General features: G+C 70.2%; 37 protein-coding genes. 2 read left to right on the top strand and 35 right to left on the bottom strand.

Features of this window, described 5'->3' with window-relative positions; translation table 11 throughout:
• Positions 1–96 precede the first annotated feature (96 nt).
• Together rpsI and rplM are read right to left on the bottom strand one after the other, a co-directional pair.
• Entirely contained in the window at positions 97–585 is a 489-nt protein-coding gene (rpsI, locus tag AAG589_RS06770) for a 30S ribosomal protein S9 (protein ID WP_430566483.1), read from the bottom strand.
• 32 nt (positions 586–617) lie between these two features.
• A complete protein-coding gene (gene rplM / locus AAG589_RS06765) occupies positions 618–1,067 on the bottom strand; it encodes a 50S ribosomal protein L13 (RefSeq protein WP_430566482.1) in 450 nt (149 codons plus the stop codon).
• A gap of 273 nt (positions 1,068–1,340) precedes the next feature.
• Here rplM and AAG589_RS06760 point away from each other — a divergent pair, with 273 nt between their 5' ends.
• Positions 1,341–1,754 carry a DUF5709 domain-containing protein gene (locus AAG589_RS06760; RefSeq protein WP_430566481.1) on the top strand — a complete coding sequence of 138 codons (414 nt, stop codon included), beginning with the start codon at positions 1,341–1,343 and terminating at the stop codon, positions 1,752–1,754.
• 65 nt (positions 1,755–1,819) lie between these two features.
• Here AAG589_RS06760 and truA read toward each other — a convergent pair whose 3' ends face one another.
• Positions 1,820–2,722 (bottom strand): tRNA pseudouridine(38-40) synthase TruA, encoded by a 903-nt coding sequence (truA, locus tag AAG589_RS06755; protein ID WP_430566480.1) that lies wholly within the window; start codon positions 2,720–2,722, stop codon positions 1,820–1,822.
• A 30-nt stretch (positions 2,723–2,752) separates the two neighbouring features.
• On the opposite strand from truA, the gene AAG589_RS06750 reads away from it, so the two are divergent.
• Complete coding sequence (locus tag AAG589_RS06750) at positions 2,753–3,583, top strand: ROK family protein (protein WP_430566479.1); 831 nt, start codon at positions 2,753–2,755, stop codon at positions 3,581–3,583.
• Between the two features lie 18 nt (positions 3,584–3,601).
• On the opposite strand, the gene AAG589_RS06745 is transcribed toward AAG589_RS06750, so the two are convergent.
• From AAG589_RS06745 to tuf, 32 genes are all read right to left on the bottom strand, one after another.
• Positions 3,602–4,387: an alpha/beta fold hydrolase gene (locus AAG589_RS06745; protein ID WP_430566478.1), complete on the bottom strand. Its 786-nt coding sequence runs from the start codon at positions 4,385–4,387 to the stop codon at positions 3,602–3,604.
• An 81-nt stretch (positions 4,388–4,468) separates the two neighbouring features.
• A complete protein-coding gene (rplQ, locus tag AAG589_RS06740; protein ID WP_430566477.1) occupies positions 4,469–5,005 on the bottom strand; it encodes a 50S ribosomal protein L17 in 537 nt (178 codons plus the stop codon).
• A 76-nt stretch (positions 5,006–5,081) separates the two neighbouring features.
• Entirely contained in the window at positions 5,082–6,098 is a 1,017-nt protein-coding gene (locus AAG589_RS06735; protein WP_430560137.1) for a DNA-directed RNA polymerase subunit alpha, read from the bottom strand.
• A 160-nt stretch (positions 6,099–6,258) separates the two neighbouring features.
• Positions 6,259–6,663 (bottom strand): 30S ribosomal protein S11, encoded by a 405-nt coding sequence (gene rpsK / locus AAG589_RS06730; protein WP_380321664.1) that lies wholly within the window; start codon positions 6,661–6,663, stop codon positions 6,259–6,261.
• A 74-nt stretch (positions 6,664–6,737) separates the two neighbouring features.
• Entirely contained in the window at positions 6,738–7,112 is a 375-nt protein-coding gene (gene rpsM / locus AAG589_RS06725; protein WP_430566476.1) for a 30S ribosomal protein S13, read from the bottom strand.
• Between the two features lie 193 nt (positions 7,113–7,305).
• Entirely contained in the window at positions 7,306–7,419 is a 114-nt protein-coding gene (gene rpmJ, locus AAG589_RS06720; protein ID WP_009740505.1) for a 50S ribosomal protein L36, read from the bottom strand.
• A gap of 70 nt (positions 7,420–7,489) precedes the next feature.
• On the bottom strand, positions 7,490–7,711 hold the full coding sequence (gene infA / locus AAG589_RS06715; RefSeq protein WP_012867920.1) for a translation initiation factor IF-1: 222 nt from the start codon (positions 7,709–7,711) through the stop codon (positions 7,490–7,492).
• A 238-nt stretch (positions 7,712–7,949) separates the two neighbouring features.
• Complete coding sequence (gene map / locus AAG589_RS06710) at positions 7,950–8,834, bottom strand: type I methionyl aminopeptidase (protein WP_430566475.1); 885 nt, start codon at positions 8,832–8,834, stop codon at positions 7,950–7,952.
• A gap of 13 nt (positions 8,835–8,847) precedes the next feature.
• Positions 8,848–9,405: an adenylate kinase gene (locus tag AAG589_RS06705; RefSeq protein WP_446719713.1), complete on the bottom strand. Its 558-nt coding sequence runs from the start codon at positions 9,403–9,405 to the stop codon at positions 8,848–8,850.
• Between the two features lie 101 nt (positions 9,406–9,506).
• Positions 9,507–10,805, bottom strand: a complete 1,299-nt coding sequence (secY, locus tag AAG589_RS06700; RefSeq protein WP_430566473.1) for a preprotein translocase subunit SecY — start codon at positions 10,803–10,805, stop codon at positions 9,507–9,509.
• 304 nt (positions 10,806–11,109) lie between these two features.
• Positions 11,110–11,574: a 50S ribosomal protein L15 gene (gene rplO / locus AAG589_RS06695; RefSeq protein WP_430566472.1), complete on the bottom strand. Its 465-nt coding sequence runs from the start codon at positions 11,572–11,574 to the stop codon at positions 11,110–11,112.
• 2 nt (positions 11,575–11,576) lie between these two features.
• A complete protein-coding gene (gene rpmD / locus AAG589_RS06690) occupies positions 11,577–11,759 on the bottom strand; it encodes a 50S ribosomal protein L30 (RefSeq protein WP_079573239.1) in 183 nt (60 codons plus the stop codon).
• Entirely contained in the window at positions 11,759–12,430 is a 672-nt protein-coding gene (gene rpsE, locus AAG589_RS06685; RefSeq protein ID WP_380244182.1) for a 30S ribosomal protein S5, read from the bottom strand. Before rpsE ends, rpmD begins: the two co-directional genes overlap by 1 nt.
• Before the next feature lie 43 nt (positions 12,431–12,473).
• Complete coding sequence (rplR, locus tag AAG589_RS06680) at positions 12,474–12,845, bottom strand: 50S ribosomal protein L18 (protein ID WP_429727854.1); 372 nt, start codon at positions 12,843–12,845, stop codon at positions 12,474–12,476.
• A complete protein-coding gene (gene rplF, locus AAG589_RS06675) occupies positions 12,845–13,381 on the bottom strand; it encodes a 50S ribosomal protein L6 (RefSeq protein ID WP_430566471.1) in 537 nt (178 codons plus the stop codon). The genes rplR and rplF overlap by 1 nt, the downstream gene beginning before the upstream one ends.
• 19 nt (positions 13,382–13,400) lie before the next feature.
• Positions 13,401–13,799, bottom strand: a complete 399-nt coding sequence (gene rpsH / locus AAG589_RS06670) for a 30S ribosomal protein S8 (RefSeq protein ID WP_380244185.1) — start codon at positions 13,797–13,799, stop codon at positions 13,401–13,403.
• A gap of 73 nt (positions 13,800–13,872) precedes the next feature.
• On the bottom strand, positions 13,873–14,058 hold the full coding sequence (locus AAG589_RS06665) for a type Z 30S ribosomal protein S14 (RefSeq protein ID WP_069386379.1): 186 nt from the start codon (positions 14,056–14,058) through the stop codon (positions 13,873–13,875).
• Between the two features lies 1 nt (position 14,059).
• Positions 14,060–14,635, bottom strand: coding sequence for a 50S ribosomal protein L5 (gene rplE / locus AAG589_RS06660; protein ID WP_430566470.1), 576 nt, complete (start codon positions 14,633–14,635; stop codon positions 14,060–14,062).
• Positions 14,635–14,976: a 50S ribosomal protein L24 gene (gene rplX / locus AAG589_RS06655; RefSeq protein ID WP_430566469.1), complete on the bottom strand. Its 342-nt coding sequence runs from the start codon at positions 14,974–14,976 to the stop codon at positions 14,635–14,637. Before rplX ends, rplE begins: the two co-directional genes overlap by 1 nt.
• Positions 14,977–14,978: 2 nt before the next feature.
• The gene (gene rplN, locus AAG589_RS06650; protein ID WP_013837848.1) at positions 14,979–15,347 is read right to left on the bottom strand and encodes a 50S ribosomal protein L14; all 369 of its coding nucleotides are present in this window, start codon (positions 15,345–15,347) and stop codon (positions 14,979–14,981) included.
• A gap of 146 nt (positions 15,348–15,493) precedes the next feature.
• Complete coding sequence (gene rpsQ, locus AAG589_RS06645) at positions 15,494–15,784, bottom strand: 30S ribosomal protein S17 (RefSeq protein WP_429727850.1); 291 nt, start codon at positions 15,782–15,784, stop codon at positions 15,494–15,496.
• 7 nt (positions 15,785–15,791) lie between these two features.
• Positions 15,792–16,031 carry a 50S ribosomal protein L29 gene (gene rpmC, locus AAG589_RS06640; RefSeq protein ID WP_380321628.1) on the bottom strand — a complete coding sequence of 80 codons (240 nt, stop codon included), beginning with the start codon at positions 16,029–16,031 and terminating at the stop codon, positions 15,792–15,794.
• The gene (gene rplP, locus AAG589_RS06635; RefSeq protein WP_429727849.1) at positions 16,031–16,450 is read right to left on the bottom strand and encodes a 50S ribosomal protein L16; all 420 of its coding nucleotides are present in this window, start codon (positions 16,448–16,450) and stop codon (positions 16,031–16,033) included. Before rplP ends, rpmC begins: the two co-directional genes overlap by 1 nt.
• A 3-nt stretch (positions 16,451–16,453) precedes the next feature.
• Complete coding sequence (rpsC, locus tag AAG589_RS06630) at positions 16,454–17,290, bottom strand: 30S ribosomal protein S3 (RefSeq protein ID WP_430566468.1); 837 nt, start codon at positions 17,288–17,290, stop codon at positions 16,454–16,456.
• Positions 17,290–17,658 (bottom strand): 50S ribosomal protein L22, encoded by a 369-nt coding sequence (rplV, locus tag AAG589_RS06625; protein ID WP_079572426.1) that lies wholly within the window; start codon positions 17,656–17,658, stop codon positions 17,290–17,292. The genes rpsC and rplV overlap by 1 nt, the downstream gene beginning before the upstream one ends.
• A 70-nt stretch (positions 17,659–17,728) precedes the next feature.
• Positions 17,729–18,010, bottom strand: a complete 282-nt coding sequence (gene rpsS, locus AAG589_RS06620; RefSeq protein WP_075829208.1) for a 30S ribosomal protein S19 — start codon at positions 18,008–18,010, stop codon at positions 17,729–17,731.
• A gap of 14 nt (positions 18,011–18,024) precedes the next feature.
• The gene (gene rplB / locus AAG589_RS06615; RefSeq protein WP_429727846.1) at positions 18,025–18,861 is read right to left on the bottom strand and encodes a 50S ribosomal protein L2; all 837 of its coding nucleotides are present in this window, start codon (positions 18,859–18,861) and stop codon (positions 18,025–18,027) included.
• 29 nt (positions 18,862–18,890) lie between these two features.
• Positions 18,891–19,193 carry a 50S ribosomal protein L23 gene (rplW, locus tag AAG589_RS06610; RefSeq protein WP_079572420.1) on the bottom strand — a complete coding sequence of 101 codons (303 nt, stop codon included), beginning with the start codon at positions 19,191–19,193 and terminating at the stop codon, positions 18,891–18,893.
• Positions 19,190–19,900 carry a 50S ribosomal protein L4 gene (gene rplD, locus AAG589_RS06605; protein WP_430566467.1) on the bottom strand — a complete coding sequence of 237 codons (711 nt, stop codon included), beginning with the start codon at positions 19,898–19,900 and terminating at the stop codon, positions 19,190–19,192. Before rplD ends, rplW begins: the two co-directional genes overlap by 4 nt.
• 5 nt (positions 19,901–19,905) lie before the next feature.
• Positions 19,906–20,559, bottom strand: a complete 654-nt coding sequence (gene rplC, locus AAG589_RS06600) for a 50S ribosomal protein L3 (protein WP_430566466.1) — start codon at positions 20,557–20,559, stop codon at positions 19,906–19,908.
• Positions 20,560–20,572: 13 nt separating this feature from the next.
• Positions 20,573–20,881, bottom strand: a complete 309-nt coding sequence (rpsJ, locus tag AAG589_RS06595) for a 30S ribosomal protein S10 (RefSeq protein ID WP_013837837.1) — start codon at positions 20,879–20,881, stop codon at positions 20,573–20,575.
• Positions 20,882–21,371: 490 nt separating this feature from the next.
• Positions 21,372–22,568 (bottom strand): elongation factor Tu, encoded by a 1,197-nt coding sequence (tuf, locus tag AAG589_RS06590; protein ID WP_429727842.1) that lies wholly within the window; start codon positions 22,566–22,568, stop codon positions 21,372–21,374.
• Positions 22,569–22,639 lie beyond the last annotated feature (71 nt).

Raw genomic sequence — 22,639 nt, 5'->3', positions numbered from 1 at the left:
CGGACGGCCCCGCCGGAGCGATTCCGACGGGGCCGTCCACGGCGCTGACGCTCCTGTCGATCCCGAGGGCAGCGCCCGCGGGAAAGGAGCGCTCGATCAGCGCTTCGAGTACTGCGGCGCCTTGCGCGCCTTCTTGAGACCGGCCTTCTTGGACTCGACCGCACGCGGGTCACGCGTGAGGTAGCCGGCCTTCTTCAGCGCGGGGCGGTTCGCCTCTTCGTCGATCGCGTTGAGCGCGCGGGCGATGCCCAGGCGCACCGCGCCGGCCTGGCCCGAGGGGCCGCCGCCGGTGATGCGGACGATGACGTCGAAGCGGCCCTCGACCTCGACCAGCTTCAGCGGCGAGTTCACGAGCTGCTGGTGCACCTTGTTCGGGAAGTAGTCCTCGAGGGTGCGACCGTTGATCTTCCACGTCCCGGTGCCGGGGACGAGGCGCACGCGCGCCACGGCCTCCTTGCGGCGACCGACGGCGGCGCCGGGCGCGGTGATGGACTGGCCGCCGTCCGCGACGGGCGCGGCGGACTCAGAGGTGTAGGTGCTGGGCGTGTTCTCGTCCAGCTCGGTGTCGACGGTGGTCTCGGCCACTGTGATTCCTTCGCTTTGCATCCGGCAGCGGCTCAGGCCTGCTGCGAAACCTGGGTGATCTCGAACGGCTTGGGCTGCTGGGCCGCGTGCGGGTGCTCCGCGCCGCGGTAGACCTTCAGCTTGCCGAGCTGCGCGCTCCCGAGGGAGGTCTTCGGCAGCATGCCGCGCACGGCCTTCTCCACGGCCCGCTCGGGGTTCTTCTCGAGAAGCTCGCCGTAGTTGACCGAGCGGAGGCCGCCCGGGTAGCCGGAGTGGCGGTAGGCCAGCTTGGTCTCCCGCTTGTTGCCGCTCAGAGCGACCTTGTCCGCGTTGATGACGATGACGAAGTCACCGCCGTCGACGTGCGGGGCGAAGGTCGGCTTGTGCTTCCCGCGCAGGAGGGTCGCGACCTGGCTCGCGAGGCGGCCCAGGACGACGTCGGTCGCGTCGACGACGTACCAGTCGCGCTGGACGTCGCCGGGCTTGGGGGTGTACGTACGCACGGTTGCGTCACCTTTTCATGTTCGGTGTCGTCGGGCGAGAAGCGGCGCCCGATGAGTCAGGTGTGTTGTGCGCGGGTGCTCCGGTGGCGTCCTGGCCGGGGCATCGTCGGTGCGAGTGGGCGCGCTGACGACGCGGGACGCCGGAGGCATAGCACAACGACGAGTCAGTTTAGCGGTGGCCGGGTGCGAGGGTCAAAGCGACGCCGGTCACGCCGGAGCGACGGCTTCGCCGGCCTCGTTGCAGCGTCCCCGGTCCGGGTGCACCGTGGTGACATGACCCAGGAGACACCCGGCACCACCCCGGACCCCGAGACGGGCGCCGAGGGCGACGAGGACCAGCTCCCGCAGGAGGACACGCTCGAGGACCCCGAGCTCGACGACGTCCTCGACGAGGGCTACTCGCCGCTCGAGCGGACGCGGTCCAACCACTGGGGCGAGACGGCGTGGGAGGAGTCCGCCGGCGAGCCGCTGGACCAGCGGCTCGGCGAGGAGCAGCCCGACGTCTGGGAGCACGACCCGCTCGACCGTCCGGACACCACGCGCGCCGGCCGGCTCGCCGAGGACCCGTTCGCCGACCCCGGCGAGGACGGCGACCGCGAGAACGACGTCTACGGCGAGGACGCGGGGATCGACGGCGCCGGTGCGAGCGCCGAGGAGGCCGCCGTCCACTGGGTCGACGAACCCTGACCCTCGCTGATCGAGCTTGTCGAATTCCCTGTACCGGGTGTCGACCAGCTCGACCAGCGATGGGCTCAGCCGGCCTCGACCTCGCCCGGCTCCCGCTTCGCGCGGACGCGCTCGGCGCGCGCGGCGAGCGCGTCGTCGTCCGGGTAGGCGACGTGCTCGAGGACCAGCCCCCGGGCCGCGACGACGCCCGCGGCGGCGGAGCGGGTCCGGCCCGCCAGCACCGCGGCCGGGTCCTGCGGGGGACGGCGCCCCTCCCCCACGGCCAGCGACATGCCGACCAGCGCGCGCACCATCGAGTGGCAGAACGCGTCGGCCTGGACGGTGGCGACGGCCAGCCCGGCGTCCGGCCCGTCGACGGGGCGGTCCCAGGACAGGCGCGTGAGCTCGCGGATGGTGGTGGCACCCTCGCGCGGCTTGCAGAAGGCGGCGAAGTCGTGCAGCCCGACCAGCGGCTGCATCGCCCGGTGCATCGCCTCGACGTCGAGCGGGCGACGGTGCCACAGCACCCAGTCGCGCCGCAACGGGTCGCGCAGGGCCGGGTCGTCGGCCACCCGGTAGGCGTAGCGGCGGTGCAGCGCGGAGAACCGCGCGTCGAAGCCGGCGGGGGCCACGGCGGCCCGATGGACGACGACGTCCGGCGGCAGCACCCCGGCCAGCCGGTCGGCGAGGGCGACCCCGGGCTCCCGGTCCGAGCGCCCCGGCAGCTCCTCCCAGCGCCCGCGCGGCACGTCGACGTGGGCCACCTGGCCGCGGGCGTGCACCCCGGCATCGGTGCGCCCGGCGACGGTGAGCCGCGGGCGGGGCAGCCCGAGGGGGCCCGTGCGCAGCACGGTCGCGAGGGCGTCCTCCAGCACCCCCTGCACGGTGCGCAGGCGGGGCTGGGTGGCCCAGCCGGCGAAGTGGGTGCCGTCGTAGGCGAGGTCGAGCCGCACACGGAGGGTGTCGGCGGCGGGTGTCGGCGTGCTCACCGCCCCATTGTGGCCGGATGATGTCCTGTGATGGTCGACCCGGGCGCCACGGCGCGCACCCCCGAACCCCGCCCTGCCGGCGGCACCTCCCCGGCGCCGGCGCCCTCCGACGTGCTCACCCTGGCCGTGGACTGCGGAGGGGGCGGCATCAAGGCGGCGGTCCTCGACTCCGCGGGGACCGCGCACGCGACCCCCGTGCGGGTCCCCACCCCCTATCCCCTGCCCCCGGCGCTGCTGCTGGACACGGTGGCCGACATCGCGGAGCGCCTCCCCGCCGCGCACCGGGCGACCCTCGGGATGCCCGGCATGATCCGGCACGGCGTCGTGGTGCACACGCCGCACTACATCACGCGGTCGGGCCCCCGCTCGCGGGTGGTCCCCGACCTCGTCGAGGCGTGGGCCAGCTTCGACGTCCGCGGCGCGCTCGCCGCCCGGCTCGGCATGCCGGCCATGGTGCTCAACGACGCCGAGGTGCACGGCGCCGGCGTGGTCGCCGGTTCCGGCGTCGAGCTCGTGCTCACGCTCGGCACCGGGCTCGGGTCCGCCCTGTTCGACGGCGGCCGGCTCGCGCCGCACCTGGAGTGGTCGCACGCGCCCGTGCGCCGCGGCGCGACGTACGACCAGTACGTCGGCGAGCCCGAGCGGCGTCGTCTGGGCGACGGCCTGTGGTCCCGTCGCGTGGTCGCGATGATCGACGGGCTGCGCCCCGTGTTCCTCTGGGACCGGCTGTACCTGGGCGGTGGGAACTCCCGCCGGATCACCCCTGCCGCCCTCGACCGGCTGGGCGACGACGTCGTCGTCGTGCCCAACTCGGCCGCGCTCGTCGGGGGCGCCCGGGCGTGGGACCTGCCGTTGGCCTGACGCCGGCGGACGTCCGGCTCAGGCGACGGAGGCGGGCGCGGAGACGGCGGCGTGGTCCGCCGCGGCGGACGTCACGACCGCCTGCGCCTCGAGCAGGGTCCGCGTGAACGAGACCGGGGCGTCGAGGCTGACGAGGTGCCGGGCGTGCGGCACGACGACGAGCCGGGCCGCGGCGCCGCCGGCACGGGCCGCGCCGACGAAGGCCCGTTCCTGGGCCCGGAAGTGGTCGTAGCGCCCGTTGACGAACCACACGGGGCTGCTGGCCGCCGCGAGGGCGCCGAGGGTGTCGGTGGGCCCGAGCTCGCGCAGCACCTGGGTCATGGCGCGGAGCGCGAACCCGCCGGCCGCCAGGTCGCGGGCTCCCTCGGCGTCGAGGGCGAGGCGGACGAAGGTGTCGTTCAGCCGCGCCCCGTGGTCGGGCCATGTCTCGATCCACCGGGCGAGCGACAGCCAGGCGGGGCGCAGCACCGACGACGACGTCGTGCAGCACGACGCGGCGACGAGGCCGGCGCTCTGCTCGGGGTGTCGCGCGCGGTGCTCGATGGCGACGTAGCCCCCGAGCGACAGCCCCGCGACGAGCGCGCGCCCGCCGAGCGCCTCCACGTCTCGGCGCACCGCGGCCACCGCGCCGTCGAGCGTGAACGGCTCCCCCCGGCGCGCGCCGTGCCCGGGCAGCTCGGTCGCCATGGCAGGGACGCCGGCGCGCTCCAGCGCCTCGAGCTGGCGGCGCCACATCGTCGCGGACGTGCGCGAGCCGTGCACGAGCACGACGGGAACGCCGCCGGAGCCGGTGCGCGCAGCCATGCGCCCACCCTAGGGACGACGAGGCCCCGCGCCACCTCGGGGGTGGAGCGGGGCCTCGTCGTGGGCGCGGGACGCGGGAGGTCAGGCCTCCTTGGTCTCCTCGGCCTTCTCGTCAGCCGTGTCCTCGGCGGGCGCCTCGGCCGGAGCCTCGGTGGCCTCCTCGACGGCGGCCTCGTCCGTGGCGGGCTTCTCGTCCTCGACCTTGGCGGCCTTCTCGGCGGCCTTCGTGGCCTCCTTGACGACGGCCTGCTTCGGGCTCACGGGCTCGGTCACGAGCTCGATGACCGCCATGGGGGCGTTGTCGCCCTTGCGGTTGCCGATCTTCGTGATGCGCGTGTAGCCACCGTTGCGCTCGGCCATGGCCGGGGCGATCTCGGTGAACAGCGTGTGCACCACGGACTTGTCGCGCACGACGGTCAGCACCCGCCGACGGGCGTGCAGGTCACCGCGCTTGGCGAAGGTGATGAGGCGCTCGGCCAGGGGGCGCAGGCGCTTCGCCTTCGTCTCCGTGGTGGTGATGCGGCCGTGCTCGAAGAGCGACGTCGACAGGTTCGCGAGGATCAGTCGCTCGTGAGCCGGGCTGCCACCGAGCCGCGGACCCTTGGTGGGGGTAGGCATTTCTGGTTCTCCTTGAGGGTGGTTCCGCACCGCGCGGCCCGGTCAGGTCGAGCGGGCCGCTGCGGGCGCGGAGACGTCAGTACGACTGCTCGTCCGAGTACGTGGCCTCGTCGTCCCCACCGCTGAAGTACGCGGCGCTGGACGGGTCGAAGTCGAGGGGCGAGTCCTTCAGCGAGAGGCCCAGCTCGGCGAGCTTCTCCTTGACCTCGTTGATGGACTTCGCACCGAAGTTGCGGATGTCGAGCAGGTCGGCCTCGCTGCGAGCCACGAGCTCACCCACCTGGTGGATGCCCTCGCGCTTGAGGCAGTTGTACGACCGGATCGTGAGGTTGAGCTCCTCGATCGGCAGCGCCAGGTCCGCGGCCAGCGCGGAGTCCGTCGGCGACGGGCCGATCTCGATGCCCTCGGCCTCGACGTTCAGCTCGCGGGCGAGACCGAACAGCTCAACGAGCGTCTTGCCGGCCGAGGCGAGCGCGTCGCGCGGGGCGATCGCGGCCTTCGTCTCGACGTCGACGATCAGCTTGTCGAAGTCCGTGCGCTGCTCGACACGCGTGGCCTCGACCTTGTAGGTGACCTTGAGGACCGGCGAGTAGATCGAGTCGACGGGGATCCGACCGATCTCGGCCTCGTCGTTCTTGTTCTGCGCCGCGGACACATAGCCGCGGCCGCGCTCGACGGTCAGCTCGATCTCGAGCTTGCCCTTGTCGTTGAGCGTCGCGACGTGGAGGTCCGGGTTGTGCACCTCGACGCCGGCCGGCGGGACGATGTCCGCGGCCGTGACCACGCCCGCGCCCGTCTTGCGCAGGTACATCACGACGGGCTCGTCGTTCTCCGAGGAGACGACGAGGTTCTTGATGTTGAGGATGATCTCGGTGACGTCTTCCTTGACACCCGGCACGGTGGAGAACTCGTGGAGCACTCCGTCGATGCGGATGGAGGTGACGGCCGCGCCCGGGATGGACGACAGGAGGGTCCGGCGCAGGGAGTTGCCGAGCGTGTAGCCGAAGCCAGGCTCGAGCGGCTCGATGGAGAAGCGCGAACGGTACTCCGAGATGACCTCTTCGGTCAGGGAGGGGCGCTGTGCGATCAGCACGGTCAGGTCCTTTCAGTGTGCGTCCGCCATATGACGCATCACGGATCCGCGAGAGCTCGCGGCCCCGGGTGGGACTCGGTCCACCCGCCCGGGCAGGCTGCGGCGTCGTACAGGCCCGGGGCCGATCCCTCGGCCCCGGGTCCCGACGACGTCGGGAGGGTCAGACGCGGCGGCGCTTCGGGGGACGGCAGCCGTTGTGCGCCTGGGGCGTCACGTCCTGGATCGAGCCGACCTCGAGGCCGGTCGCCTGCAGGGAGCGGATCGCGGTCTCACGACCGGAGCCCGGGCCCTTGACGAAGACGTCGACCTTCTTGACACCGTGCTCCTGGGCGCGGCGGGCGGCCGACTCGGCGGCGAGCTGCGCGGCGTACGGCGTGGACTTGCGGGAGCCCTTGAAGCCGACGTGGCCGGCGGACGCCCACGAGATCACGGCGCCCGACGGGTCGGTGATCGAGACGATCGTGTTGTTGAAGGTGCTCTTGATGTGCGCCTGGCCGAGCGGGACGTTCTTCTTGTCCTTGCGGCGCGGCTTGCGCGCGGCCGTGGCACGAGTCTTGGGAGGCATGTGTTCTCTGATCTCCTGGTCTGATCGGACCGGGGCGGTTCAGCTCGGGGAGCCGACCACGCCACGGACTGCTCTCAGCGGGCCTTCTTCTTGCCCGCCACGGTGCGCTTCGGACCCTTGCGGGTGCGCGCGTTGGTCTTGGTGCGCTGACCGCGCACCGGAAGGCCGCGGCGGTGACGCAGACCCTGGTAGGTGCCGATCTCGACCTTGCGGCGGATGTCGGCGGCGACCTCGCGGCGCAGGTCACCCTCGAGCTGGAAGTTGCCCTCCAGGTAGTCGCGGAGGGCGACGAGCTGGTCGTCACCGAGGTCCTTGACGCGCAGGTCCGGGCTGATCCCGGTCGCGACCAGCGTCTGCTGGGCGCGGGTACGGCCGACGCCGTAGATGTACGTGAGCGCAACCTCGAGCCGCTTCTCGCGGGGGAGGTCGACGCCGATCAGACGTGCCATGTGCCTTCCGGCTCCTGTACTTCTTCCAGAGGTCTGCCGCACCGCCCTCCCGCGAAGACCGCGGGCCCCGGCCCCTGGACCGGAGGTTCCCCTCGACCGTCCCGCAGGAGCGTCGCTCCGAAAGAGAGGGTCGAGGTTCGTGGTGGTGCGCTGTGTCCGACGGCGAGCGTGTGCCGTCAGGCGGTGGCTGCGATCAGCCCTGGCGCTGCTTGTGGCGCAGGTTCTCGCAGATCACCATGACGCGACCGTGCCGGCGGATCACCTTGCACTTGTCGCAGATCTTCTTGACGCTCGGCTTGACCTTCATCAGTGTTCCTCCGCCGCCGTACGCACGCCGGCGGGTGCCGGCGCCACGACGGCGCTCGATGGGGTGGTGGTTACTTGTAGCGGTAGACGATCCGACCGCGGGACAGGTCGTACGGGCTGAGCTCGACCACGACGCGGTCCTCGGGGAGGATGCGGATGTAGTGCTGACGCATCTTGCCCGAGATGTGCGCGAGGACCTTGTGGCCGTTCGCCAGCTCCACACGGAACATCGCGTTCGGCAGGGCCTCGACCACGCTGCCCTCGATCTCGATGACGCCGTCCTTCTTTGCCATGTCCTCCGCTAACTCTCGTCTGTCCCCGGGCGTCCGCCAGCAACGTGACGGAGGTCCGGATGTCGTGCGTGCCGCCTGCTCACCCTCGTCCCGACCGGCCGACCTGACGTCGGACCGGTGCTGGTCTGCAGCGCCACTGGCTCGCGGCTGCATCGAGGAACTGCCGAACGGACTACACCCGACAGACCATCGTACTCCATGCGACAGCCCTCGCGAACACGGGCCGGAAGGTCGTCGGTCACACGTCGAGGACCACGGGCTCGACCCCGAACGGGGCCAGGCCCTCGCGGCCGCCGTCGACGGCGGTCAGCACGCTGATCCCGTCGTCGAGCAGGGCCACCGTGTGCTCCCAGTGGGCGGCGCGCGAACCGTCCTCGGTCACGACCGTCCAGTCGTCCTGCAGCACCCGGGTCGCCCCGCTCCCCCGCGTCACCATCGGCTCGACGGCGAGGCACATGCCGGGGCGCAGGCGCGGCCCGCGGTCCGAGGTGCGGAAGTTCACGACGTCGGGCGGCTGGTGCATCGCGGTGCCGATGCCGTGCCCCACGTAGTCCTCGACGATGCCGTACTCCACGCCCGAGAGGTCGCCGGCCAGCTCCACCGCTGCCTCGACCGCGGTGCCGACGTCGCCCAGGCGCCTGCCGCCGGCCAGCGCGGCGATCCCGGCCCACATGCCGGCCCGCGTGGCGCGGACGAGGTCGAGGTCCGCGGCGTCCACGCCGTCGCCCGGCGCGGTGGTCTCGACGTCCAGCGCGCCGTCGGGGCCCAGCACGAGGCTGGTCGCCGAGTCGCCGTGCCAGCCGTCCACGATCGCTCCGCAGTCGACGGACACGACGTCGCCGACCTCGAGCACGCGCCCGCCGGGGATGCCGTGGATGACCTCCTCCGACACGGAGACGCAGATCGTCGCGGGGTAGCCCTCGTAGCCGAGGAACGACGGGGTCGCCCCCGCCTCCGCGATGACGCGGGCCGCGACCGCGTCGAGGTCCGCCGTCGTCATGCCGGGGCGGGCCGCGGCGCGCACCGCCTCGAGCGCCGACGCGACGACCAGGCCGGCGCGTCGCATGACGCACACCTGGTCGGGCGTCTTGAGCTCGATGCGCTCGCGCGAACCGAAGATCATGGCGTCGCGGGCCTCAGCCGAGCTCGGCGGCCAGCGCCTGGACGATGCGCTCGGTGACCTCGGAGACGTCGCCGATGCCGTCCACCTTCGCGAGGAGGCCCCGCTCGGCGTACGCGGCGGTCAGCGGCGCGGTCTGCTCGTCGTAGATGTCGAGGCGGCGCGCGATGGCGTCCGGGGTGTCGTCCTCGCGGCCCTCGATCTCGGCGCGCTTGGCGATCCGCGCCAGCAGCTCGTCGCGCGCGGCGGTCAGCTCGATGACCCCGTCCAGCTCCCAGCCGAGGTCGGCCAGGATGCCGTCCAGCGCCTCGACCTGGTGCGCGTTGCGCGGGTAGCCGTCGAGCAGGAACCCGGCCTTCACGTCGTCCTCCCCGAGGCGCGCGCGCACCATCTGGTCGGTGACCTCGTCCGGGACCAGCTCGCCCTTGGCGCTGTACTCCTGCGCGAGCTTGCCGAGGTCCGTGCCGCCCTTGATGTTGGCGCGGAAGATGTCGCCCGTCGAGATGGCGGGGATGCCGAACAGCTCGGCGAGGCGCGCGGCCTGCGTGCCCTTGCCGGCACCCTGCGGCCCCATGATCACCAGGCGCGTCACCCGCGCCTCGGCGCTGCGCGCGCCGTGGAGCTCGCGGCGGGTGGTGGGCGTGGCAGCCGTGGTGCCGCCTTCGGTCGTCTCGGTCAACGGAGGAACCCTTCGTAATGACGCTGCTGGAGCTGGGAGTCGATCTGCTTCACGGTCTCGAGGCCGACGCCCACGATGATGAGGATCGACGTGCCGCCGAACGGGATGTTCGTGGTGACTCCCAGCACCACGAGCACGATCGTGGGGATGAGCGCCACGATCGCCAGGTAGATCGAGCCCGCGGAGGTGATGCGGGTGATCACGTAGTCGAGGTACTCGGCCGTGGGGCGGCCGGCGCGGATGCCCGGGATGAAGCCGCCGTACTTCTTCATGTTGTCCGCGACCTCGTCCGGGTTGAACGTGATCGACGTGTAGAAGAACGCGAAGAAGATGACCATCAGCACGTACAGCACGATGTACAGCGGGTCGGACTGCTGGACGAGGTTCTCCGAGATCCAGAGCACCCAGCCCGCGGTCGGGTCGCCGAACTGGGCGATCAGCCCGGGGATGGCGAGGATCGACGCCGCGAAGATGACCGGGATGACGCCGGCCATGTTGATCTTGATCGGGATGTACGTGCTGGTGCCGCCGTACATGCGGCGGCCCACCATGCGCTTCGCGTACTGCACCGGGATGCGGCGCTGGGACTGCTCGACGAAGACGACCAGCCCGACCACCAGGACGATGACCAGGATCATCACGATGAAGTTCAGGGGGCCGTTCGAGCCGCCCGCGATCGACCAGAGGGCCGACGGGAAGCTCGCCGCGATCGACGTGAAGATCAGCAGGGACATGCCGTTGCCGACGCCGCGCTCGGTGATCATCTCGCCGAGCCACATGACCAGGCCGGTACCGGCCGTCATCGTGATGACCATCAGCGTGGCCGTCATGAAGCTGTCGTCCGCGATCACGTCGACGGGGCAGCCCTGGAAGAGCATCCCGGTGCGCGCGGTCGTGATGATCGTCGTCGACTGCAGGATCGCCAGGGCGATCGTGAGGTAGCGCGTGTACTGCGTCAGCTTCGACTGCCCCGACTGGCCCTCCTTGTGCAGGGCCTCGAAGCGAGGGATGACCACCCGCAGCAGCTGCACGATGATGCTCGCGGTGATGTACGGCATGATGCCGAGCGCGAAGATCGACAGCTGCAGCAGGGCGCCGCCGCTGAAGACGTTGACGAGGCCGAGCAGCGAGGTGCTGCCTTCGAGGGCCGCGACGCACTGCTGCACGTTGCCGTAGTCGACGCCGGGCGAGGGCACGAGCGACCCCACCCGGAAGAGCGCCATGATCGCGATCGTGAACAGCAGCTTGCGCCGCAGGTCCGGTGTCCGGAAAGCCCGGCCGAATGCGCTGAGCACCTATCCTCCTGGCCCGCCGCGGCGGGTTGTCGTGTCGCCGGGGACCGGCGAGGTGTGGCGCGAGCTCCCGACGCCGCAGCCCGTGGGCCACGCCGCCGTCACGCCGACTCGGTCAAGGTCCGGCCGGGGTGGCCCCGGCCTCGCCGACACCCGGATCAGGTGCGCGGCGCGGACCGTGACGGATTCTACGTGCCTCGGACCAGTGAGCCAGACCACACGCCGTCGCGGTGGCCCCGCCCGCCGAGGCGCGCCGGGAGCACACAGGGCCGGCAGCGCGTGTGCGCCGCCGGCCCTGATGCGGATGTCAGTCCTCGGAGACCGTGCCGCCGGCCGCCAGGATCTTGTCCTTGGCGGAGCCGGAGACGCGGTCGACCGTGACGTCCAGCTTGACGGTGATCTCGCCGTTGCCGAGCACCTTCACCGGCTGACCCTTGCGGACCGCGCCCTTGGCGACGAGGCCCTCGACGGTGACGGAGCCACCCTCGGGGTACAGCGCGGCGAGCTTGTCCAGGTTGACGACCTGGTACTCGACGCGGAACGGGTTCTTGAACCCGCGCAGCTTCGGGAGGCGCATGTGCAGAGGCATCTGCCCACCCTCGAAACCGGCAGGAACCTGGTAGCGGGCCTTGGTGCCCTTGGTACCGCGACCCGCCGTCTTGCCCTTCGACGCCTCACCGCGACCCACGCGGGTCTTGGCGGTCTTGGCGCCGTCGGCCGGACGCAGGTGGTGCACCTTGAGCGGCTGCGACTTCTCGGTGTTGTCGGCCATGATCACTCGACCTCCTCGACGGTGACGAGGTGCGCCACCGTGGTGACCATGCCACGGATCTCCGGACGGTCCTCCTTCACGGCGGTGTCGCCGATCCGCTTGAGGCCGAGGGTCCGCAGCGTGTCACGCTGGTTCTGCTTGCCGCCGATGGCGGACTTGACCTGGGTGACCTTCAGTCGAGGCATCACGCACCCACCTTCTCGTCAGCCTTCGCCGCCTTCTCGGCGAGCCCGGCGGCCTGCGCACGCAGGAGCGCGGCCGGGGCCACGTCCTCGAGCGGCAGACCACGGCGGGCGGCCACGGCAGCCGGCTCCTCGAGACCCTTGAGGGCCGCGACGGTGGCGTGCACGATGTTGATCGAGTTGGACGAGCCGAGCGACTTGCTCAGCACGTCGTGGATGCCGGCGCACTCCAGCACGGCGCGCACCGGACCACCGGCGATCACACCGGTACCCGGCGAGGCCGGACGCAGGAACACGACGCCGGCGGCCTCCTCACCCTGGACGGGGTGCGGGATGGTGCCCTGGATGCGCGGGACGCGGAAGAAGTTCTTCTTCGCCTCCTCGACACCCTTGGCGATCGCCGCGGGCACCTCCTTGGCCTTGCCGTAGCCGACACCGACGGTGCCGTCGCCGTCGCCCACCACGACCAGCGCGGTGAAGCTGAAGCGGCGACCACCCTTGACGACCTTCGAGACGCGGTTGATGGTCACCACGCGCTCGACGAAGGCGTTCTTGTCGGCGGCGTCGCGGCCACCGCCACGGCGGTCGTCGCGGCGACCGCCGCCGCGGCGGCCGTCGTTCTTGTTGGACTCGTTGGCGCCCTGGGGGGCGCCGGTGCGCTGCCCTGCAGCCATCAGAGGATCCTCATCTTCCGTGCGAAATCGCGGACGTCGGCCATCACAGCTCCAGCCCCGCTTCCCGGGCGCCGTCGGCGACCGCAGCCACCCGACCGTGGTACTTGTTGCCACCGCGGTCGAAGACCACGGTCTCGACGCCGGCAGCCTTGGCACGCGCGGCGACGAGCTCGCCGACCTTGCGGGCCTTGGCCGTCTTGTCGCCGTCGAGGGCGCGCAGGTCGGCCTCGAGGGTCGAGGCCGAAGCCACGGTCTTGCCGACCGTGTCGTCCACGACCTGCGCCACCATGTGGCGCGAGGAACGGGTCACGACGAGGCGCGGACGCGCCGCGGTGCCCTTGATCTTCTTGCGCAGGCGCAGGTGACGGCGCTGACGAGCGACGGCCTTGCCCTTGCCCAGAACCTTGAGAGCCATCACTTACCAGCCTTTCCGACCTTGCGGCGGACGACCTCGCCGGCGTAGCGCACGCCCTTGCCCTTGTAGGGCTCAGGCTTGCGGATCTTGCGGATGTTCGCTGCGACCTCGCCGACCTGCTGCTTGTCGATGCCCGCGACCGAGAACTTGGTCGGGCTCTCCACCGCGAAGGTGATGCCCTCCGGCGCCGTGACGACGACCGGGTGCGAGAAGCCGAGAGCGAACTCCAGGCTCTGCCCCTTGGCCGCGACGCGGTAACCGGTACCGACGATCTCGAGCTTCTTCTCGTAGCCCTGGGTCACACCGGTGACGATGTTGGCCAGGAGGGTGCGGGTGAGGCCGTGCAGCGCACGGGACTCGCGCTCGTCGTCCGGGCGCGACACCACGAGGGAGCCGTCGTCCTGAGCGACCGTGATGGGGGCGGGCACCGTGTGCTCCAGGGTCCCCTTGGGGCCCTTGACGGTCACGAGTGCACCGCTGATGGTGACGTCCACGCCGGCCGGGACCGGAACGGGGAGCTTGCCGATTCGAGACATGGCGATTCTCCTTTCCGGATTACCAGACGTAGGCGAGGACTTCGCCGCCCACGCCCTTGGCCTGGGCCTGACGGTCGGTCAGCAGGCCAGAGGACGTGGACAGGATCGCCACGCCGAGGCCGCCGAGGACCTGGGGCAGGTTGGTGGACTTCGCGTAGACGCGGAGTCCGGGCTTCGAGACGCGGCGGACGCCGGTGAGGGCGCGCTCGCGGCTCGGGCCGTACTTGAGGGTCAGCGTGAGGGTCTTGCCGACCTTCGCGTCCTCGACGGTCCAGCCGGAGATGTACCCCTGCGCCTGCAGGATCTCCGCGATGTTCGACTTCAGCTTCGAGTGCGGCATGGTGACCGTCTCGTGGTGCGCCGAGTTCGCGTTGCGCAGACGCGTGAGCATGTCTGCGATGGGGTCTGTCATGGTCATTGGGCTCCAGCCCTTCCTCGCCGGGGTATCCGGGCGGTACCGAGGTACCGCCCGGACCTGCGGCGTAGTGGTTTTACCAGCTGCTCTTGGTGACGCCGGGGAGCTCGCCGCGGTGGGCCATCTCCCGCAGGCAGATCCGGCACAGGCCGAACTTGCGGTAGACCGAGTGCGGGCGCCCGCAGCGCTGGCACCGGGTGTAGGCGCGGACCGCGAACTTCGGCTTGGCGGCCGCCTTGTTGATCAGGGCCTTCTTCGCCATGTCAGTTCTGCTCCTTGAAGGGGAAGCCGAGACGGCGCAGCAGGGAGCGGCCCTCGTCATCGGTCGTCGCCGTGGTCACGACCGTGATGTCCATGCCGCGGACGCGGTCGATCTTGTCCTGGTCGATCTCGTGGAACATCGACTGCTCCGTGAGACCGAAGGTGTAGTTGCCGTGCCCGTCGAACTGCTTCGGGCTCAGCCCGCGGAAGTCGCGGATACGGGGCAGCGCGATCGACAGCAGCCGGTCGAGGAACTCCCACATGCGGTCGCCGCGCAGCGTGACGTGCGCACCGATCGGCATGCCCTCACGCAGCTTGAACTGCGCGATGGACTTCTTGGCCCGGGTCACCTGGGGCTTCTGCCCCGTGATCGCCGTGAGGTCGCGGATCGCGCCCTCGATGAGCTTGGAGTCCTTGGCGGCGTCACCGACACCCATGTTGACGACGATCTTGGTCAGACCGGCGACCTGCTGGATGTTCTGGTGGCCGAACTCCTCGCGCAGCGCCGCGATGATCTCCTCGCGGTACTTCTGCTTGAGGCGCGGGGTGGCCGGGGCCTCGAGAGTGGTCTCGGTCATCAGATGTCCTTCCCGGAACGCTTGGCGACGCGCACACGGACGGTGCGGGTACGGCCGTCGCGCTCGACCTGCTCGGTACGGAACCCGACGCGCGTGCCCTTCTTGGTCTCCGGGTCGACGATCATCACGTTCGAGACGTGGATCGGCGCCTCGACGGTCTCGATGCCACCCGTGCGGGTGCCGCGAGCCGTCTGGCCGGCCTTGACGTGCTTGGTGACGCGCTGCACGCCCTCGACCACGACACGGTCCGAGTCCTTGAGGACCTCGAGCACGCGGCCCGTCTTGCCCTTGTCGCGACCGGCGATGACGATCACCTGGTCGCCCTTCTTGATCTTCGCCATGGTCAGAGCACCTCCGGCGCCAGCGAGATGATCTTCATGAACCGCTTGTCGCGCAGCTCGCGCCCGACCGGGCCGAAGATGCGGGTGCCGCGGGGCTCACCGTCGTTCTTGAGGATCACGGCGGCGTTCTCGTCGAACTTGATGTAGGAACCGTCCGGACGACGGCGCTCCTTGGCGGTCCGGACGACGACGGCCTTGACCACGTCGCCCTTCTTCACGTTGCCGCCGGGGATCGCGTCCTTGACGGTGGCGACGATCGTGTCGCCGATACCGGCGTAGCGACGGCCGGATCCACCGAGAACACGGATGCAGAGGATCTCCTTGGCACCCGTGTTGTCGGCGACCCGCAGTCGCGACTCCTGCTGGATCATCGATTGATCTCCTGTCGTCGAGCTGGTTCTCGTCCCGAGGTCTCCCGGGCGAGCCTTGCCGAACGGATAGTTGCTGTGGTGGCCGGGGCGGGCCGCATACGTGTGTCACGGCCCGCCCTGGCCGAAGGTCTAGTCGACCTTCTGGATCACTTGGCCTTCTCGAGGATCTCCGTCAGGCGCCACCGCTTGGTCGCGGACAGCGGACGGGTCTCCATGATCTCGACCAGGTCGCCGATACCGGCGGAGTTCTGCTCGTCGTGCGCCTTCACCTTGGTGGTGGTGCGCATGACCTTGCCGTAGAGGGGGTGCTTCTTGCGGTCCTCGACCTCGACGACGATGGTCTTCTCCATCTTGTCGCTGACGACGTAGCCACGACGGACCTTGCGCGTGCTGCGCGCGGTCGTCTCAGCGGCCACCGCGTTGGTGTTCTCGCTCATCGATGCCTCACTCACTCACGCTCGGGGCCGTGCGGATACCGAGCTCGCGCTCGTGCAGGACCGTGTAGATCCGCGCGATGTCGCGCTTGACGGCCTTGATCCGACCGTGGGACTCCAGCTGGCCGGTGGCCGACTGGAAACGGAGGTTGAAGAGCTCCTCCTTGGCCTTCTTCAGCTCGGCGACCAGCTTCTCGTCGTCGAACCCGTCGAGGTCAGCGGGGGCCAGGCCCTTGGTTCCGACTGCCATCAGTTCGCACCACCCTCGCGCACCACGAAACGGCACTTCATCGGGAGCTTGTGGATCGCGCGGCGCATGGCCTCACGGGCCAGCTCCTCGTCGACGCCGGCCAGCTCGAAGACGATCCGGCCGGGCTTGACGTTGGCGACCCACCACTCGGGCGAGCCCTTACCGGAACCCATGCGGGTCTCGGCGGGCTTCTTGGTCAGGGGACGGTCCGGGTAGATGTTGATCCAGACCTTGCCGCCACGCTTGATGTGGCGGGTCATCGCGATACGAGCAGCCTCGATCTGACGGTTGGTGACGTAGGCGGGCTCGAGGGCCTGGATGCCGTAGTCGCCGAACGCGATCGTGGTGCCACCCTTGGCCGCGCCGGAGCGCTTCGGGTGGTGCTGCTTGCGGTGCTTGAGCCTGCGGGGGATCAGCATGACTCAGGCCTCCGTTCCGGACTCGGGGGCCGCAGCCTGCTCGGCCGGCGCCTGGGCCGCGTCGGACGCGGGGGCGCTGTCGGCAGCCGGCTGGGCCTGACGCTCGGGGCGACGACCGCCACCGCGGCGCTCGCCACGCTCCGGGCGCCCGCCACGACCCCCACGGGGGGCGGCGGTGGCCTGCTGCGCGGCGAACTCCTTCTCGGTCTGGTCGCCCTTGTAGATCCACACCTTCACGCCGATGCGGCCGAAGGTGGTGCGGGCCTCGAAGAAGCCGTAGTCGATGTACGCGCGCAGCGTGTGCAGCGGCACACGACCCTCGCGGTAGAACTCCGAACGGCTCATCTCGGCGCCGCCGAGGCGGCCCGAGACCTGCACGCGGATGCCCTTGGCGCCGGCGCGCTGCGCGGACTGGATGCCCTTGCGCATGGCACGGCGGAACGAGACGCGGCTCGCGAGCTGCTCGGCGATGCCCTGCGCGACCAGCTGCGCGTCGATCTCCGCGTTCTTGACCTCGAGGATGTTGAGCTGGACCTGCTTGCCCGTGAGCTTCTCGAGCTCGCCGCGGATGCGGTCGGCCTCGGCACCCCGGCGGCCGATGACGATGCCCGGACGCGCCGTGTGGATGTCCACGCGGACGCGGTCGCGGGTGCGCTCGACCTCGACCTTGGAGATGCCGGCCCGCTCGAGACCGGTGCTCATGAGCTTGCGGATCGCCACGTCCTCGCGGACGTAGTCGCGGTACCGCTGACCAGGCTTGGTGCTGTCGGCGAACCAGCGCGACCGGTGGTCGGTGGTGATGCCGAGGCGGTACCCGTGCGGGTGAACCTTCTGCCCCACTATCGGGCCCCTTCCTTCTGCTCACGCGGTGCGACGACCACGGTGATGTGGCTGGTGCGCTTGAGGATCTGGCTCGCACGCCCCTGCGCCCGCGGACGGAACCGCTTGAGCGTCGGCCCCTCGTCGACGAACGCCGCCGAGACGAAGAGCTCCGTCTCGTCGAAGCGCTCGCTGGCGCGGTCGGCCTTCACCCGGGCGTTCGCGACGGCGCTCTCCACGACCTTGCGGATCGGCTCGCTCGCGGCCTGCGGCGCGAACTTCAGCACCGCGACGGCCTCGGCGGCCTGCTTGCCACGGATGAGGTCCACGACGCGCCGGGCCTTCTGGGGCGTGACACGGACGAACCGCGCCTGCGCCTTGGCTTCCATTGCTGTCCTGCTTTCCTGTATCGAAGACAGTCCAGGTCAGTCATCTACTGAGTCAGGGACGAACCCTGGCTCAGCGACGACGACCCTTCTTGTCGTCCTTCACGTGGCCGCGGAAGGTTCGCGTGGGAGCGAACTCGCCGAGCTTGTGGCCGACCATCGCCTCGGTGACGAAGACCGGGGTGTGCTTCCGGCCGTCGTGCACGGCGAAGGTGTGACCGAGGAAGTCGGGCGTGATGACCGACCGACGGGACCAGGTCTTGATGACGTTCTTGGTCCCCTTCTCGTTCTGAGCGTCCACCTTCTTCTGCAGGTGGTCGTCGACGAAGGGGCCCTTCTTCAGGCTACGAGGCATCTGTCAGGCTCCTATCAGCGCTTCTTGCCGGTGCGGCGACGGCGGACGATCAGCTTGTCGCTCGGCTTGTTCGGGCGGCGGGTCCGGCCCTCGGGCTGGCCCCACGGGCTGACCGGGTGGCGACCACCGGAGGTCTTGCCCTCACCACCACCGTGCGGGTGGTCGACCGGGTTCATGACGACGCCTCGGACGGTCGGGCGGACGCCCTTCCACCGCTTGCGGCCGGCCTTACCCCAGTTGATGTTCGACTGCTCGGCGTTGCCCACCTCGCCGACCGTCGCGCGGCAGCGCAGGTCGACGTTGCGGATCTCGCCGGACGGCATGCGCAGCTGCGCGTACGGGCCGTCCTTCGCGACGAGCTGCACGGAGGCACCCGCGGAGCGGGCGATCTTCGCGCCGCCACCGGGGCGGAGCTCGACGGCGTGGATGACCGTACCGGTCGGGATGTTGCGCAGCGGCAGGTTGTTGCCCGGCTTGATGTCGGCGCCGGCACCGGCCTCGACGACGTCGCCCTGCGACAGCTTGTTCGGCGCGACGATGTAGCGCTTCGTGCCGTCCGCGTAGTGCAGGAGCGCGATCCGAGCCGTGCGGTTCGGGTCGTACTCGATGTGCGCGACCTTGGCGGGCACGCCGTCCTTGTCGTGGCGACGGAAGTCGATCACGCGGTAGGCACGCTTGTGGCCACCGCCCTTGTGACGGGTCGTGATGCGACCGGAGTTGTTGCGCCCACCCGTCTTGGACAGCGGACGGACCAGAGACTTCTCCGGCTCGGAGCGCGTGATCTCGACGAAGTCGGCGACGCTGGCGCCGCGGCGGCCGGGCGTCGTCGGCTTGTACTTACGGATTCCCATGGGTTAGTCCTCGATCTGCTCTCTGCGCCTCAGGAAGCCGGACCGCCGAAGATGTCGATCGTGCCCTCACGGAGGGTCACGATCGCGCGCTTCGTGTCCTTGCGCTTGCCCAGGCCGAAGCGCGTGCGACGCGCCTTGCCCTTGCGGTTGATCGTGTTCACCGAGTCGACCTTGACGCCGAAGACCTGCTCGACCGCGATCTTGATCTCGGTCTTGTTGGCCCGCGGGTCCACGACGAAGGTGTACTTGCCCTCGTCGAGGAGGTTGTAGGACTTCTCGGAGACGACCGGCGCGATCAGGATGTCGCGCGGGTCCTTCGTCACGGCGGTCACTTCGTGGCCTCCTTCTCGGCCGGCTCGGTCTCGGCCGCCTCGGACTCCGTGGCGACGGCCTTCACGCTCTTGCCCGTGGACGGGCCGGCGAGGAACGCGGCGAGCGCGCCCTCCGTGAAGACGACGTCGTCGGAGACGAGCACGTCGTAGGTGTTGAGCTGGTCCGCGGTCAGCAGGTGGACCTGCTCGACGTTGCGGAGCGACAGGATCGTCAGCTCGTCCGAGCGCTCGGTGACCACGAGGACGTGCGTGCGCTCGGTGAGCGCCGCGATCGTCTTGACGGCGGTCCGGGTCGACGGCGAGCCGTCGAGGCCGAAGCCGGAGACCACGTGGACGCGGCCGGCGCGAGCCCGGTCGGACAGGGCGCCGCGGAGGGCGGCGGCCTTCATCTTCTTGGGGGTCCGCTGGTCGTACTTGCGCGGCTGCGGGCCGTGGACGGTGCCACCACCGGCGAACTGCGGGGCGCGGGTCGAGCCCTGACGGGCGCGGCCGGTGCCCTTCTGCTTGTACGGCTTCTTGCCACCACCGCGGACGTCGCCGCGGGTCTTGGTGGCGTGCGTCCCCTGGCGGGCGGCGGCGCGCTGCGCCACGACCACCTGGTGGATCAGCGGGACGTTGGTGGCGACGTCGAACACCTCAGCGGGGAGCTCGGCCGTGCCGGCCTTCTTGCCCTGGGCGTCGAGCACGTCGACGGTCTGGTTGGCCATGGAGGTCACGCACCCTTCGCGGCGGTACGCACGACGACGACGCCACCCTTGGGGCCGGGAACCGCGCCCTTGACGAGCAGCAGACCCTTCTCGGCGTCGACCGCGTGAACGGTCAGGTTCTGGACGGTCATGCGGGCGTGGCCCATACGACCGGCCATCCGCAGGCCCTTGAAGACGCGCGACGGCGTCGAGGCGCCGCCGATCGACCCGGCCTTGCGGTGGTTGCGGTGGGCACCGTGCGAGGCGCCGACGCCGGAGAAGCCGTGACGCTTCATCACACCGGCGGTGCCCTTGCCCTTGGTGGTGCCGACGACGTCGACCACGGCGCCCGCCTCGAAGGCGGCGGCGGTGATCTCCTGGCCGAGCGTGTACTCGGCGGCGTCCTCGGTGCGGACCTCGGCGACGTGACGACGCGGCGTGACGCCGGCCTTCTCGAAGTGGCCCTTGAGCGGCTTGGTGACCTTGCGCGGGTCGATCTGGCCGGCGGCGAGCTGCACGGCCGCGTAGCCGTCGTCGTCCGCGGAGCGGACCTGCGTCACGACGTTGGTCGGGACGGCCACGACGGTCACGGGGACGAGACGACCTGCGTCGTCCCACAGCTGCGTCATACCGAGCTTGGTGCCGAGCACCGCGGTCACGTTCTTCTGCTGGTTGGTCATGTCTATCCCAGCCTCAGAGCTTGATCTCGATGTTCACGTCGGCAGGCAGGTCGATCCGCATGAGCGAGTCGACGGCCTTCGGCGTGGGGTCGATGATGTCGATGAGCCGCTTGTGCGTGCGCATCTCGAAGTGCTCGCGGCTGTCCTTGTACTTGTGAGGCGACCGGATGACGGTGAAGACGTTCTTCTCCGTCGGCAGCGGCACCGGACCCACGACCGTCGCACCAGCGCGCGTCACCGTGTCGACGATCTTGCGCGCCGAGCTGTCGATGACCTCGTGGTCGTAGGACTTGAGCCGGATGCGGATCTTCTGTCCCGCCATGGCGTCGTCTGACTCTCTCTCTCGAACCGCTACTGTCCGACCCCCGCGCTCGGGCGTGTCGCGCTAGGCGACATACCCGGGCACACACCGAACCGGCGTGGGGCCGTTGATTGTGGTCCGCGAGGCGGACCACGACGTTTGTCTGGCCTGTCGAGACATGTGTCCCGCGGGGCGCTCACGCGCGTCGACAGCCGGCAACCCCGCGACTCCTCCGAGAGGAGAACCGCTCCAGGCGGGTGGACCGCTCCGGGAGACCGGACCGGTGCACGCACCGTGGTGCTACACACTGTTCGACACGAGAAAGAACGCGCCCGTGACAGGCAACCTGAACATCTTGCCACACGGAACCCCGCGATTCCAAGCCGGAACGAGGTTCTGCTGCTGTGACGCCGGACGCATCGCGCGTCCGGACATGCCGGAGGCCCGGACCCTCGCGGGCCCGGGCCTCCGGCGTTCAGCCGAGCTTCAGTCGACCAAGATCAAGCGATGGTCACTTGATGATCTTGGTGACACGGCCGGAACCGACCGTGCGGCCACCCTCACGGATGGCGAAGCCGAGGCCCTCCTCCATGGCGATGGGCTGGATCAGCTCCACCGACATCTCGGTGTTGTCGCCGGGCATGACCATCTCGGTGCCCTCGGGCAGCGTGATGACGCCGGTGACGTCCGTGGTCCGGAAGTAGAACTGCGGACGGTAGTTCGAGTAGAACGGGTTGTGACGGCCGCCCTCGTCCTTGCCCAGGATGTAGACCTGCGCCTCGAAGTTCGTGTGCGGGGTGATCGAACCCGGCTTCACGACGACCTGGCCACGCTCGACGTCCTCGCGCTTGATGCCGCGCAGGAGCAGACCGGTGTTGTCGCCGGCCTGGGCCTGGTCCATCTGCTTGTGGAACGTCTCGATACCGGTGACCGTGGTCTTCTGGGGCGCACGGATGCCGACGATCTCGACCTCGGAGTTGACGTCGAGCGCACCGCGCTCCACCTTGCCGGTCACGACGGTGCCGCGGCCGGTGATGGTGAAGACGTCCTCGATCGGCATGAGGAACGGCTTGTCGAGCTCGCGGACCGGGTCGGGGACGTTCTCGTCCACGGCTTCCATGAGCTCCAGGACCTTCTTGGTCCACTCGGGGTCACCCTCGAGGGCCTTGAGGCCGGAGACGCGCACGACCGGCGCGTTGTCGCCGTCGAACTCCTGCGACGACAGCAGCTCGCGGACCTCCATCTCGACGAGCTCGAGGATCTCCTCGTCGTCGACCATGTCGGCCTTGTTGAGCGCGACCAGCAGGTAGGGCACGCCCACCTGGCGGGCCAGCAGCACGTGCTCGCGCGTCTGGGCCATCGGACCGTCGGTCGCCGCGACCACCAGGATCGCGCCGTCCATCTGGGCGGCACCGGTGATCATGTTCTTGATGTAGTCGGCGTGACCCGGAGCATCGACGTGCGCGTAGTGACGCTTGGGCGTCTCGTACTCGATGTGCGCGATGTTGATCGTGATACCGCGCTGCTTCTCCTCCGGCGCGGCGTCGATCTCGTCGAAGTTGCGCTGCGTGTTCGCCGGCAGGTCGGGGTACGTGTCCGCAAGCGTCTTCGAGATCGCGGCGGTCAGCGTCGTCTTGCCGTGGTCGACGTGCCCGATCGTGCCGATGTTGACGTGCGGCTTGGTCCGCTCGAACTTGGCCTTAGCCACTGGGGTCCTCCTGGGACTTGGGTAGATGTTCCCGAACGTTGCGAGACTCGGCGAGAGAGCCTACATCCCGC

Origin of the sequence: Isoptericola sp. F-RaC21 (assembly GCF_038593535.1) — a bacterium.
Lineage (GTDB): Bacteria > Actinomycetota > Actinomycetes > Actinomycetales > Cellulomonadaceae > Isoptericola.
The sequence above is the reverse complement of the archived record's forward strand: the minus strand, read 5'-3'. Positions and strand labels throughout refer to the sequence as shown.

Coding starts and splice junctions, on each gene's coding strand:
- rpsK (WP_380321664.1), bottom strand. CDS start 6,663: ATGCCTCCCAAGACTCGTGCCACGGCCGCGCGCAAGCCGCGCCGCAAG.
- AAG589_RS06665 (WP_069386379.1), bottom strand. CDS start 14,058: ATGGCGAAGAAGGCCCTGATCAACAAGGCGGCCGCCAAGCCGAAGTTC.
- AAG589_RS06705 (WP_446719713.1), bottom strand. CDS start 9,405: ATGGGGCCGCAGGGTGCCGGCAAGGGCACGCAGGCCGCGCGCCTCGCC.
- rpsJ (WP_013837837.1), bottom strand. CDS start 20,881: ATGGCGGGACAGAAGATCCGCATCCGGCTCAAGTCCTACGACCACGAG.
- rpsM (WP_430566476.1), bottom strand. CDS start 7,112: ATGGCACGTCTGATCGGCGTCGACCTCCCCCGCGAGAAGCGGCTCGAG.
- rplB (WP_429727846.1), bottom strand. CDS start 18,861: ATGGGAATCCGTAAGTACAAGCCGACGACGCCCGGCCGCCGCGGCGCC.
- rplF (WP_430566471.1), bottom strand. CDS start 13,381: ATGTCTCGAATCGGCAAGCTCCCCGTTCCGGTCCCGGCCGGCGTGGAC.
- AAG589_RS06745 (WP_430566478.1), bottom strand. CDS start 4,387: ATGGCTGCGCGCACCGGCTCCGGCGGCGTTCCCGTCGTGCTCGTGCAC.
- rpmJ (WP_009740505.1), bottom strand. CDS start 7,419: ATGAAGGTCAAGCCGAGCGTCAAGAAGATCTGCGACAAGTGCAAGGTG.
- rplX (WP_430566469.1), bottom strand. CDS start 14,976: ATGGCGAAGATCAAGAAGGGCGACCAGGTGATCGTCATCGCCGGTCGC.
- rplQ (WP_430566477.1), bottom strand. CDS start 5,005: ATGCCTACCCCCACCAAGGGTCCGCGGCTCGGTGGCAGCCCGGCTCAC.
- rplV (WP_079572426.1), bottom strand. CDS start 17,658: ATGGAAGCCAAGGCGCAGGCGCGGTTCGTCCGTGTCACGCCCCAGAAG.
- rpmD (WP_079573239.1), bottom strand. CDS start 11,759: ATGCCTCGACTGAAGGTCACCCAGGTCAAGTCCGCCATCGGCGGCAAG.
- map (WP_430566475.1), bottom strand. CDS start 8,834: ATGATCTTCGGTTCGCGCGAGCGCATCGAGCTCAAGACGCCCGACCAG.
- rpsH (WP_380244185.1), bottom strand. CDS start 13,799: ATGACCATGACAGACCCCATCGCAGACATGCTCACGCGTCTGCGCAAC.
- AAG589_RS06750 (WP_430566479.1), top strand. CDS start 2,753: ATGGTCGACCCGGGCGCCACGGCGCGCACCCCCGAACCCCGCCCTGCC.
- rplC (WP_430566466.1), bottom strand. CDS start 20,559: ATGACCAACCAGCAGAAGAACGTGACCGCGGTGCTCGGCACCAAGCTC.
- rplD (WP_430566467.1), bottom strand. CDS start 19,900: ATGGCCAACCAGACCGTCGACGTGCTCGACGCCCAGGGCAAGAAGGCC.
- infA (WP_012867920.1), bottom strand. CDS start 7,711: ATGGCAAAGAAGGACGGCGTCATCGAGATCGAGGGCAGCGTGGTCGAG.
- rplR (WP_429727854.1), bottom strand. CDS start 12,845: ATGGCTCTCAAGGTTCTGGGCAAGGGCAAGGCCGTCGCTCGTCAGCGC.
- rplO (WP_430566472.1), bottom strand. CDS start 11,574: ATGGCCGACAACACCGAGAAGTCGCAGCCGCTCAAGGTGCACCACCTG.
- rpmC (WP_380321628.1), bottom strand. CDS start 16,031: ATGGCAGTCGGAACCAAGGGCCTGGCCCCCGCTGACCTCGACGGGTTC.
- rplN (WP_013837848.1), bottom strand. CDS start 15,347: ATGATCCAGCAGGAGTCGCGACTGCGGGTCGCCGACAACACGGGTGCC.
- rplE (WP_430566470.1), bottom strand. CDS start 14,635: ATGACCGAGACCACTCTCGAGGCCCCGGCCACCCCGCGCCTCAAGCAG.
- rpsS (WP_075829208.1), bottom strand. CDS start 18,010: ATGCCTCGTAGCCTGAAGAAGGGCCCCTTCGTCGACGACCACCTGCAG.
- rpsQ (WP_429727850.1), bottom strand. CDS start 15,784: ATGAGCGAGAACACCAACGCGGTGGCCGCTGAGACGACCGCGCGCAGC.
- rplP (WP_429727849.1), bottom strand. CDS start 16,450: ATGCTGATCCCCCGCAGGCTCAAGCACCGCAAGCAGCACCACCCGAAG.
- AAG589_RS06760 (WP_430566481.1), top strand. CDS start 1,341: ATGACCCAGGAGACACCCGGCACCACCCCGGACCCCGAGACGGGCGCC.
- rpsE (WP_380244182.1), bottom strand. CDS start 12,430: ATGGCTGCAGGGCAGCGCACCGGCGCCCCCCAGGGCGCCAACGAGTCC.